Genomic DNA, 10448 nt, shown 5'->3' with positions numbered 1-10448 from the left:
TCACCTTATCTAAACATTATTAAATTTTAATAATGTAGCTTTGTAACAAACTTAATAACTTCACTTCCACCCATATTAAGTTTTAAATGAAGAATTCCTAACACTTTTAGGAAATGAAAATGATTACAAATAATAATGACAAAAAAAAGAAAAAAGAAATCTAGAAAAAATAAGATTTCTAACCTTACAAATACAATCTTAAGTATATTAAAAAAAGAACGAAACAAATCCTTTAACTATAAACAAATTGCTGCTATTATTGGTGTTAATGATGCTAGTAGTAGAAACCAAATCATAAAAACTTTAGCAAAGCTTGCGGCTAAGCAAGAGATAGAACAAGTCGATCGTGGTAAATTTAAGGCCATTGTAAATACGGATTACTTTACAGGTATTTTAGACCTTTCTGCTAAGGGTAACGGTTATATAATTTCAGATGATTTTGAACAGGATGTATTTATAGCATCAAACAATATTAATAAAGCCTTAGATGGTGATGAAGTAGAATTCTATGCCTACAAACGCAGAAAGCGTGGTAAAGTAGAAGGTGAAATAACCAATATTATTAAGCGTGCTAAAAGTGATTATGTTGGTACCATCCAGATTCATGATAAAAAGAACTTTGCTTTTGTAATTGCCGATAATGTTAAAATGTATAAAGACATCTTTGTACCTATTAATAAAATTAAAAAAGCAGAAGATGGAGATAAGGTACTGGTTAGGCTTACTGATTGGCCTGAGAAAGCAGATTCGCCTTACGGTAAAGTGGTTGAAGTTTTTGGAAAACCAGGAGAGCACAGCACAGAAATCCATTCTATTTTAGCTGAGTATGGCCTACCACATGAGTTTCCTTACGAAGTAGAACAGTTCGCTAATCAAATAGATACGTCTATTACTGAAGAAGAAATAGCTAAGCGACGTGATATGCGTCAAGACTTAACCTTTACTATAGATCCAAAAGATGCTAAAGATTTTGATGATGCACTTTCATTCAAGGTTTTAGAAAACGGATTATATGAAATAGGAATTCACATTGCAGATGTATCTCATTATTTAGAACCTGGCACTGTGTTAGATGATGAGGCTTATGAACGTGCAACATCGATTTACCTTGTAGATCGTGTAGTCCCTATGTTACCTGAAATTTTATCTAATGGAGCTTGTTCACTAAGACCACACGAAGAAAAGTATACCTTTTCTGCAGTATTTCAGATGAATGATAAATGCGAGATTAAACATCAGTGGTTTGGTAGAACAGTGACCTATTCTGATGCACGTTTCGCATACGAAGAAGCACAAGCTATTATAGAGAATAATCCTTCTGTCACGCTGAGCACAGTCGAAGCGTCTCAACTGAACACAACCATTCCAGAAGAAGTCTCACTAACCGGAAAAGTATATAGTACCCAAGCGGAAATAGCTGAAGCTGTTTTAGTGTTAGATCGACTCGCAAAAAAAATGCGCTCTAAACGCATGGGTTCTGGTGCAATTTCCTTTGATAAGGTTGAGGTTAAATTTAATTTAGACGAAGCTGCTAATCCAACAGGAGTTTTCTTTAAAACGAGTAAAGATGCCAATAAATTAATCGAAGAGTTTATGCTTTTAGCAAACAGAAAGGTCTCAGAATTTATAGGTAAACAAAACCCAAAAAAGACCTTTGTGTATCGTGTACATGATGAACCAGACGAAGCAAAGCTTGCGCAATTGCAGAATGTAGTCAGTCGTTTTGGTCATAAACTCAATTTTAAAGATCGTAATAGCGTAGCTGCTTCTTTAAATAAATTATTGACCGATGTTGTTGGTAAAAAAGAACAAAATCTCGTTGATACTTTAGCTGTAAGAACCATGTCCAAAGCAGAATATACCACTCATAATATTGGGCATTATGGATTAGCTTTTGATTATTACAGTCATTTCACCTCTCCAATTCGTCGTTATCCAGATGTTATGGCGCATCGTTTACTACAACATTATCTCGATGGAGGTAAATCAGCTAATGAAGAGATTTACGAAGAGAAGTGTAAGCATTCTAGTGATATGGAATACTTAGCCACAAAGGCAGAGCGCGATTCTATTAAGTATATGCAAATTCGTTTTATGCAAGACCATCAGGATGAAGAATTCTTAGGTGTTATTTCTGGCGTAACCGATTGGGGAATTTATGTGGAGATTACAAGTAATAAATGTGAAGGTATGGTTAGTGTGAGAGATATGAAGGATGATACTTATGATTTTGATGAAAACCATTATGCTATGATTGGTAGACATAATCACAAAATGTATCAACTTGGTGATGAGGTTATTGTAAAAGTGAAAGCCACGGATTTAGTTAAGAAACATTTAGACTTCTACTTAGTTGGAAAACCTGTATTAGAAGATTAAATTTGTCGTATATAATGCTATAAATTTAAATTATGATTCTAACCACAACAAATTCAATAGAAAATTTCAAAATTGTCGATTATTTAGGTATTGTGACTGGTGTGGCAATTAATGAAGAAAAGCTCGCTATGGGCTTTAGTATGTCAAAATACTTTAGTGCAGTGAGAGATAGTATTGATGTTGTAAAAGAAAAAGCTTTTCGTCAACTTCAAGAAAATGCTAGGCAATTAAATGCAAATGCCGTAGTTGGCATAAAAGTTGAAATAGAATTGACAACACATAACTATGCCATGGTCTCTGTGACAGGAACAGCAGTAAAAGTGGCTGAATAATTAAAATTAAAAACAAATGAAAAAATTTATCTTTTTATTAAGTATAGCATTAAGCTTTAACCTTTCTGCTCAAGACACTATAGAAAAATCTGTTGGAGAATTCTCTACACTAAAGGTTTATGATCTTATTAATGTTAAAATGATAAAGTCAGATGAAAATAGAGCTGTAATTGTAGGTGATAACAGAAAAGAAGTACAGATCATTAATAAAAATGGTAAACTAAAGGTTAGGATGAATCTTGAAGAGAGCTATGATGGTAATAATACAGTTGTAAAATTATATTACACATCAGTAGAAGTTATTGATGCTAATGAAGGAGCTAAAATTACTGTAGAAGATCCTATTGAGCAATTTGAAATTGATTTAAAAACCCAAGAAGGAGGTGAAATAACAGCTCAATTAAAAACAACCTATGCAAATATGAGGGCTGTAACAGGAGGTATTATTAATGTGTCAGGAAGCTCTAAAAATCAAGATATTTCAATTTATACTGGAGGTGTTTTTAATGGAGAAGATTTTAAAACTCAACAAACAGAAGTAAGCATTAACGCCGCAGGTGAAGCATATCTCAATGCTTCTGAATACGTTGACGTAAGAATTAAAGCTGGTGGCGATGTTTATATTTATGGTAATCCAAAAAAAGTGGACGAAAGCAAAGTTTTAGGTGGTCGGATTAAGCGTATGTAATTTCGGCTTAGTTTTTTACTTTTGTGTAAACCGCAAGTTTACATGTTAGATGATATCTTAACAGCCATTCCTTTCGGAATAATTTTAGCCTTTACCATTGGTCCAGTATTTTTTGTTTTACTTGAAACTAGTGCTACCAAAGGTTTTACAAGTGCTCTTATTTTTGATCTTGGTGTAATCCTTGCTGATATTGTTTTTATCCTGCTCATTTTTATGAGCACAGATACCCTTCTAGAGAAAATTAAAGACGATCCCAAGCTATTAGTTTTTGGTGGGGTTTTACTCATAGTTTATGGTCTTATTTCTTTTATTAAGATTTCAAAGTCCTTTCGGTCTATTGTAAGAGAACATCATAGAATTGAACTTCCTAAAAAGGATTACGGAAAATTGTTTGCCAAAGGATTCCTTCTCAATTTTATAAACATTGGTGTACTATTAGGTTGGTTAGGTTTCATTGTTATTGGGACCTCTATAACAACATCAGAAAATGGTGTAACCGTTTTTATTATTTCAATGCTAGTTGCCTATTTTGTTGCTGATCTTTTTAAAATAGCAGCAGCAAAACGCTTAAAAAATAAACTAACTCCAAAACGAATTTTTAAAACTAAGAAAATCGTAGCTCTAGTAATTTTAGGTTTTGGTATGTTACTCTTATCTCAAGGCTTATTTCCAGAACTCTACGAAAAAGGTAAAGAACAGATTGATAAGGTAAATCCAATAAATTAGAGGATTATATGTCATTTGAATATCCTACAATTCAAATTAGAATTAAGGCAGCAGTAAAAGATGTTGCAATTCTTTTATTTGCTATGTATTGCACTTCAGAATTATTAAATACGTTTGAAAATGTTCCAGATCAGCTTCGCATGTATTTGTTTATTTTCTTCTTCATTTTATACGAGCCGATAATGCTAAGTTGTTTTGGAAATACCCTAGGGCATTATTTTTCGGATATTAAGGTTAAATGTGAGTCTAATTATGAGAAGAATATTTCTCTTATTCAGGCAATTATTCGCTTTCTATTTAAGTTTTTTCTAGGTTGGTTATCTTTATTAAGTATTACCTCCACTGAGAAACGGCAAGCGATCCACGATTCAGTTACGAAGTCTGTTGTAATTCTAGACAAATAATTAATTTAACTTTTATTATCCTATATTTAAGTATGAAAATTAATCACATCCTTAAGTACACTTTAATTGTATTTGTCTTTAATCTAGGCTTTTCTCAAAACAACAAAAAAGAGTCACACTACGTTCTACCGGACTTTGTTGAAGGACGAATATTAATGAAGGACGGAACTGAGCTTACAAGGGCTTTAAACTATAATTCATTATCCGAAAATTTTGCTTTTAAAGATGACGGAAAGATTTTAGCAATGTCAGAATCTGATATAAGTAGAATAGATACCATTTATGTAGCTAACCGTAAATTTTTTAGGAAAGACAATGTATTTCTAGAGCTATTGAAAACATCAAGTACTCCACTTTATTTAGAGCACAAATGCAATTTAGAATCCTCAACAGCAGCGAGTGGTGGATATGGAGGTACATCTCAGACAACATCAGGCAGAACAGTTACCTCAATAGAAAATCGAGGTAATTTTTATGAAATAGACCTTCCTGAGATTTATAAGATAAAGCCTTATAAACAGTATTGGATTATTAAAGAGGGTACAACAACAATTTTTAAAACCTTAGGTCAATTAAAGAAGTTATATCAGGATAAGAAGAAGCAAATTAAAATCTATAGAAAAACTAATAAAGTTGATGTAAAAACACCATCTAGTGTAGTTAAATTAATTGAACATTTAGAGGCTTGAATCATCAAATAAAAAAAGCCTTTAGAACTAACTAAAGACTTTTTAAATTGTTGAGGTGTCGAGCGGATTCGAACCGCTGTAGATGGTGTTGCAGACCACTGCCTAGCCACTCGGCCACGACACCCAATAAATGGACAGCAAATATATAAATATTTAGCGTTTTAGCCTATCTAGGCTTACTTTTTTCGTTTTTGAGAGAGTTGAATTGTAACCATCTCAACATCACCACCAATCGGAGGATTTATTTTGCTAACAGAAACAGTTGCTTTTGATATTAGTTTATCCTCGTCAAAAAAACGATTTAATATGCGTTGTGCTACAGTTTCCAATAGCTTAGAGGGTTTAGCCATCTCTTCTCTCACCACATTATTTAAAAACACATAATCTACTGTGTCTTCTAATGCATCAGAATTAGATGATGGTTTTAGATTAGCTTTAACCTCAACATCAACTCTGTAATCACTACCAATAATGGTTTCTTCTTTTAAGCAACCATGATTGGCATAAACTCTAATGTTTTCAACTTTAATAATTCCCATGGTGCAAAAATACTAGATTCTTGTCGTAAAGGAACATCAATTAATTAATTCGTAAAAAAGTCGAAAACATTGCTAATTGCGCTTGTTTTGGCTTTAAAGAACTCTGTATAAGTACACTGTTTACAGGTTACAGAGGTAAACTTTTTATTTTGTACATCAAAAATTTTTGACAAGGTACCACCTGTTGCTCTCATTTCACTAATTTCATATGTGGTGTTGCCACATTTTGGACATTTGTAATTCATATGATTTTTGGTTTTAGTTACGTATATCTATTCGTAGGTCATAGTGCATTAATGTTACAATTTGTGTAATTTTACCCTTTAAAATTTAGCGATGTCAGAAGATTCAAAATCACTCAATTTTATTGAGCACATCATAGAAGAAGATTTGGTAAACGGACTTTCCAAAGACAAGTTGCGTTTTCGTTTTCCTCCAGAACCAAACGGCTATTTACATATTGGGCATACCAAGGCTATAGGTATCAGTTTCGGACTGGGAGAGACCTATAACGCTCCGGTTAATTTGAGATTTGACGATACAAATCCTGCAAAAGAAGAGCAGGAGTATGTAGATGCTATAAAACGTGATATTGCTTGGTTAGGTTATCAATGGGCTAATGAGTTATATTCGTCAGACTACTTTGAAATGCTTTATAATTGGGCGGTTCAAATGATTAAGGATGGATTGGCTTATGTAGATAGTCAAACATCTGAGGAAATGGCAGAGCAGAAGGGAACACCAACACAACCAGGTACTAATAGCCCTTATAGAAATAGAACGGTTGAAGAGAATTTAGACCTTTTTACTAGAATGAAAAGTGGCGAATTCCCAGCTGGAACACATGTGTTACGCGCTAAGATTGATATGGAAGATCCTAATATGTTAATGCGTGATCCGATTATGTATCGAATTCTCTATGCACATCACCACAGAACAGGAGATGATTGGTGTATTTATCCAATGTATGATTGGACGCATGGCGAAAGTGATTACATAGAACAAATTTCACACTCATTATGTTCTTTAGAATTTAAACCTCATAGAAAGCTCTATAATTGGTTTAGAGACCATGTTTACGAATACAATAAGGATACCTTACCACTACCACCAAAACAGCGAGAATTTGCACGTTTAAACCTCTCATATACCATAATGAGTAAGCGTAAGCTACTTAAGCTTGTAGAAGAGAAAGTGGTTTCGGGTTGGGACGATCCAAGAATGCCCACTATTTCTGGACTAAGGCGTCGTGGTTATACACCTGCGGCCATAAGAAAGTTTGTAGAAACAGTTGGAGTGGCTAAGCGTGAAAATGTGATTGATGTGTCTTTGCTTGAGTTTTGTATTCGTGAAGATTTAAATAAAATGGCAAATCGAGTCATGGCTGTTTTAGACCCTGTAAAAGTGGTAATTACTAATTATCCTGAGGATAAAGAGGAGTGGTTAGAAGCTGAAAATAATCAGGAGGATGCATCAGCCGGTTTTAGACAAGTTCCATTTTCAAAAGAGTTATATATTGAGAAAGAGGATTTTAAAGAAGAAGCTGGAAATAAGTTTTTTAGATTGAAGTTGGGAGGCGAAGTTCGATTAAAGAATGCTTACATAATCAAAGCTAATGCTGTTGTTAAAGATGATAGTGGTAACATTACGGAAATCCATTGTAACTACGACACAGATACCTCAAAGAAGGTAAAAGGAACATTACATTGGGTATCTATTAATCATGCTATTACTGCCGAAATAAGAGAATACGATCGCTTGTTTATGCACGAGGCTCCAGATAGTGATAAAGAAAAAGATTTTATGGAGTTTCTAAATCCAAATTCTTTGACTGTAAAAACAGGTTATTTAGAGCCAAGCTTAGTAGACGTTAAAGAAGGAGAGCGGTTCCAGTTTCAGCGCTTAGGTTATTTTGTTGTTGATGAAGATTCAACGGCAGATAAAATTGTATTTAATAAAACAGTAGGGTTAAGAGATAGTTGGGCCAAGCAAAAGCCAAAACCTCAGAATAATAATCAAAACAAACCGAAGCAACCGCAACAAAAACGAGCTGCAATAAGTGTGATTCAGCAATTAGGAAAGAAATACACCAATTACCCTGAAGAGAAACAACTAAAAGTAAAAGCTGAAATACAAAAGCTTGCTAATACGGTATCTTACGATGAATTAGAGCCTTTGTTTGCTACAGCGATTAAAAAGGCTGGCACACGCATTGCTGTTATAATTACGTTAAAAGAACTCCTTAAAAACGGTTTAGAACGTAATAACGAGATCAACGATTTTATAACTAAAGCCCTTGAGGACAAGAATGAGATTTTAGTAGGTGAAGCCTCGGAAATTTGAGAAAAAGATGTAGTTATAAAATTTAAGAAAGAACCTCTAGATTATTTTTCTAGAGGTTTTTTATGGTACAATCTCGTGTTATTTGAAAATATATGATTCCGTGATTCTGGAATGACAGAAGCAAAAATGAAAGTAGGAAATATAACAGTTATCATTGTTGTTATCCTTCTTTACCTAGTTTTTAATTATACATCAATAAGGTGCCATTGACGCTGCCATGGCTCATGTTTTGTGGTGTTACCAATTTTGGGAATTAATGGTTCTTTAGGCAAATAAAATAGCCCCAGTATTCAAAAGTTCTGAGGCTTTTTTATTGAAATAAAAGGCGTTTATTCGTCGCCTTTCTTTTTGTTATTAGCATTCTTCATAGCCTCGCCAATTTGATTACTAGCTGTAAAACTAGCCACCATATTATTAAGCATATCACTACCAGCTTGTGGTGAATTAGGTAATAAGATAAGGTTGCTATTAGTCTCCTCTCCAATAGATTGAAGGGTGTCATAATGTTGCGTCACCACAATTAATGCTGAGGCCTCCTGAGAATTTATACCTACGTTATTAAGAACCTCAACTGACTCTTCTAATCCGCGAGCAATTTCACGACGCTGATCGGCAATACCTTGACCTTGTAAACGTTTACTCTCAGCTTCAGCTTTTGCTTTTTCTACAATTAAGATACGTTGTGCATCCCCTTCAAATTGTGCAGCTATTTTCTCTCTTTCAGAAGCATTAATACGGTTCATTGCTGCTTTTACCTGAGCATCAGGATCAATATCAGTAACTAAGGTTTTAATGATATCATAACCATATTCAGACATATACTCTTGAAGCTCGCGCTTTACAGCAATGGCGATGTCATCTTTCTTAACAAAGACGTCGTCTAATTTCATTTTAGGCACTTCAGCGCGTACCACATCAAATACAAATGAAGTAATTTGATCGTGAGGATATTCTAGTTTATAAAAAGCATCGTATACCTTCTCTCTAATCACAACGTACTGTACAGAGACTTTAAGCTTTACAAATACATCATCCAATGTTTTCGTTTCTATGATTACATCCAATTGTTGAATCTTAAGGCTTAGTTTACCAGCAATACGGTCTACCAACGGTATTTTTATTTGTAGGCCCGAGTGTCTGATACTGTGGTAACGGCCAAATCGTTCAATCACAGCAGCGGTTTGTTGTTTTACAATGAAAAAAGCAGAAATAAGGATAATTAGTCCAAAAAATATAATCGGTATAATAACAAATTGACCCATAACAAGTTTTTTAATGGTTAGTGAATACGAATACTAAATGTAAATAATTTTACTTAGGTTTGTTTCTATTAGCTCTAAAATCGCATGAAAAAACCTAATCTTCTTTTATTAGTAGTTCTAAGTATCACTTTTGTTACACTTAGTAATGCACAGCACAAGCGTTATGCTATTAAAAACGGTATTGGACTTCAGGGAGGAATAACACAGTTTGATATTCTTACAGATAACTTTACAACCAATAGCAATACGGGTTGGATTGCTGGTTTATCTGCCACAGTAGATATACCACACAAATGGTACACCGTTAGCTATAATATAACGTTATCAGAGAATAATGTCGATATTGCCGCAATATCTTTGACCAATCCAACAGCTCAGTTTATTGAGTATAAGCTTCTAACAGCTCAGTTATCATTTCTATTTCACACGAAATTAATAGGTAGCAACCTTACCCTAGATTTAGGACCAATGCTTCAATATAATGGAGATTTAGAATTAAAGGATGATTCAAATGAAGGTTTGATAATAGCCAATTATGACACTCTATTTACAGAAGACATTTCTAAAATCTCCAACTTTAATGTTAATGGAGTAGTCGGTTTATCCGCTGGTTTTGGAAGCTTTAAATTAAAAGGCCATTACGTTTATGGTTTCACAAATATGTTGTCAAACCTAAATAACGAAGACTTAAATGTCGGCAACAATCAAGAGTTTAAAGGCAATCAGTCTATGCTTACGTTTACAGCGCAGTTAACCTTTTAATTGTGGTTTATTAACGCTTCAACACGCTTAACAGTTTCAGTCTTACCTATTAAATACATTATATCAAAAACATCAGGACCCTGTAAAGCACCAACAAGCGCTAAACGTAATGGCATCATTACTTTTCCAAATCCAATGCCATTATCGGTAATCCAGCCTTTGATATTGGATTGAAGCTGCTCAATGGTAAAATCTTCTGTTTTGTTAATCAATTCTATAACCGTTTTAAGGAGATCGTTAGTGCCGTCTTTTAATGCTTTTTTAGAAGACTTTTCGTCGTAGGTGGAAGGAGCCTTAAAAAAGAAATGACTAAGTTCCCAAAAA

The 10448-nt window shown here is 33.9% G+C and carries 11 protein-coding genes, 1 tRNA gene and 1 pseudogene; 8 read left to right on the top strand and 5 right to left on the bottom strand.

The annotated features are described in order from the left end of the window. Positions 1–135 precede the first annotated feature (135 nt). Genes HRU49_RS12815 through HRU49_RS12790 form a run of 6 tightly spaced genes read left to right on the top strand, consistent with a single transcriptional unit; the run spans position 136 to position 5218 of the window. Positions 136–2379, top strand: coding sequence for a VacB/RNase II family 3'-5' exoribonuclease (locus HRU49_RS12815; protein ID WP_296357786.1), 2244 nt, complete (start codon positions 136–138; stop codon positions 2377–2379). Positions 2380–2411: 32 nt separating this feature from the next. Then, complete coding sequence (locus HRU49_RS12810; protein WP_296357784.1) at positions 2412–2711, top strand: heavy metal-binding domain-containing protein; 300 nt, start codon at positions 2412–2414, stop codon at positions 2709–2711. A 16-nt stretch (positions 2712–2727) separates the two neighbouring features. Continuing rightward, positions 2728–3399: a head GIN domain-containing protein gene (locus tag HRU49_RS12805; protein ID WP_296357781.1), complete on the top strand. Its 672-nt coding sequence runs from the start codon at positions 2728–2730 to the stop codon at positions 3397–3399. Between the two features lie 42 nt (positions 3400–3441). Next, positions 3442–4125, top strand: a complete 684-nt coding sequence (locus HRU49_RS12800) for a LysE family transporter (RefSeq protein WP_296357778.1) — start codon at positions 3442–3444, stop codon at positions 4123–4125. A gap of 8 nt (positions 4126–4133) precedes the next feature. After that, complete coding sequence (locus HRU49_RS12795) at positions 4134–4529, top strand: RDD family protein (RefSeq protein ID WP_296357776.1); 396 nt, start codon at positions 4134–4136, stop codon at positions 4527–4529. Positions 4530–4561: 32 nt separating this feature from the next. Further along, complete coding sequence (locus tag HRU49_RS12790; protein WP_296357773.1) at positions 4562–5218, top strand: hypothetical protein; 657 nt, start codon at positions 4562–4564, stop codon at positions 5216–5218. Between the two features lie 53 nt (positions 5219–5271). Here HRU49_RS12790 and HRU49_RS12785 read toward each other — a convergent pair. The 3 genes from HRU49_RS12785 to HRU49_RS12775 all read right to left on the bottom strand — a co-directional run bounded on the left by HRU49_RS12785 (position 5272) and on the right by HRU49_RS12775 (position 6002). Then, positions 5272–5342: transfer RNA gene (locus tag HRU49_RS12785), tRNA-Cys, on the bottom strand. Positions 5343–5394: 52 nt separating this feature from the next. Beyond that, positions 5395–5757: a dihydroneopterin aldolase gene (gene folB / locus HRU49_RS12780; protein ID WP_296357771.1), complete on the bottom strand. Its 363-nt coding sequence runs from the start codon at positions 5755–5757 to the stop codon at positions 5395–5397. A gap of 44 nt (positions 5758–5801) precedes the next feature. Further along, entirely contained in the window at positions 5802–6002 is a 201-nt protein-coding gene (locus tag HRU49_RS12775; RefSeq protein WP_296357769.1) for a zinc ribbon domain-containing protein, read from the bottom strand. A gap of 91 nt (positions 6003–6093) precedes the next feature. Between HRU49_RS12775 and HRU49_RS12770 the strand changes: the two genes are divergently transcribed. Continuing rightward, positions 6094–8100 (top strand): glutamine--tRNA ligase/YqeY domain fusion protein, encoded by a 2007-nt coding sequence (locus tag HRU49_RS12770; protein ID WP_296357767.1) that lies wholly within the window; start codon positions 6094–6096, stop codon positions 8098–8100. Positions 8101–8429: 329 nt separating this feature from the next. Here HRU49_RS12770 and HRU49_RS12765 read toward each other — a convergent pair whose 3' ends face one another. Beyond that, entirely contained in the window at positions 8430–9362 is a 933-nt protein-coding gene (locus HRU49_RS12765) for an SPFH domain-containing protein (protein ID WP_296357765.1), read from the bottom strand. An 84-nt stretch (positions 9363–9446) separates the two neighbouring features. Between HRU49_RS12765 and HRU49_RS12760 the strand changes: the two genes are divergently transcribed. Next, positions 9447–10124: a hypothetical protein gene (locus HRU49_RS12760; protein WP_296357763.1), complete on the top strand. Its 678-nt coding sequence runs from the start codon at positions 9447–9449 to the stop codon at positions 10122–10124. On the opposite strand, the pseudogene HRU49_RS12755 reads toward HRU49_RS12760, so the two are convergent. Then, positions 10121–10448, bottom strand: a pseudogene (locus tag HRU49_RS12755) (glutamate--tRNA ligase); the annotation flags it as partial. The gene HRU49_RS12760 and the pseudogene HRU49_RS12755 sit on opposite strands and share 4 nt — an antisense overlap.

The sequence above is a fragment of the Winogradskyella sp. genome (assembly GCF_013213975.1).
In the GTDB taxonomy this organism is placed as follows: domain Bacteria; phylum Bacteroidota; class Bacteroidia; order Flavobacteriales; family Flavobacteriaceae; genus Winogradskyella.
This window is presented reverse-complemented; position numbering and strand designations above follow the sequence as displayed.

Coding starts and splice junctions, on each gene's coding strand:
- HRU49_RS12790 (WP_296357773.1), top strand. CDS start 4,562: ATGAAAATTAATCACATCCTTAAGTACACTTTAATTGTATTTGTCTTT.
- HRU49_RS12795 (WP_296357776.1), top strand. CDS start 4,134: ATGTCATTTGAATATCCTACAATTCAAATTAGAATTAAGGCAGCAGTA.
- HRU49_RS12810 (WP_296357784.1), top strand. CDS start 2,412: ATGATTCTAACCACAACAAATTCAATAGAAAATTTCAAAATTGTCGAT.
- HRU49_RS12805 (WP_296357781.1), top strand. CDS start 2,728: ATGAAAAAATTTATCTTTTTATTAAGTATAGCATTAAGCTTTAACCTT.
- HRU49_RS12770 (WP_296357767.1), top strand. CDS start 6,094: ATGTCAGAAGATTCAAAATCACTCAATTTTATTGAGCACATCATAGAA.
- HRU49_RS12775 (WP_296357769.1), bottom strand. CDS start 6,002: ATGAATTACAAATGTCCAAAATGTGGCAACACCACATATGAAATTAGT.
- HRU49_RS12800 (WP_296357778.1), top strand. CDS start 3,442: ATGTTAGATGATATCTTAACAGCCATTCCTTTCGGAATAATTTTAGCC.
- HRU49_RS12815 (WP_296357786.1), top strand. CDS start 136: ATGACAAAAAAAAGAAAAAAGAAATCTAGAAAAAATAAGATTTCTAAC.
- HRU49_RS12765 (WP_296357765.1), bottom strand. CDS start 9,362: ATGGGTCAATTTGTTATTATACCGATTATATTTTTTGGACTAATTATC.
- HRU49_RS12760 (WP_296357763.1), top strand. CDS start 9,447: ATGAAAAAACCTAATCTTCTTTTATTAGTAGTTCTAAGTATCACTTTT.
- folB (WP_296357771.1), bottom strand. CDS start 5,757: ATGGGAATTATTAAAGTTGAAAACATTAGAGTTTATGCCAATCATGGT.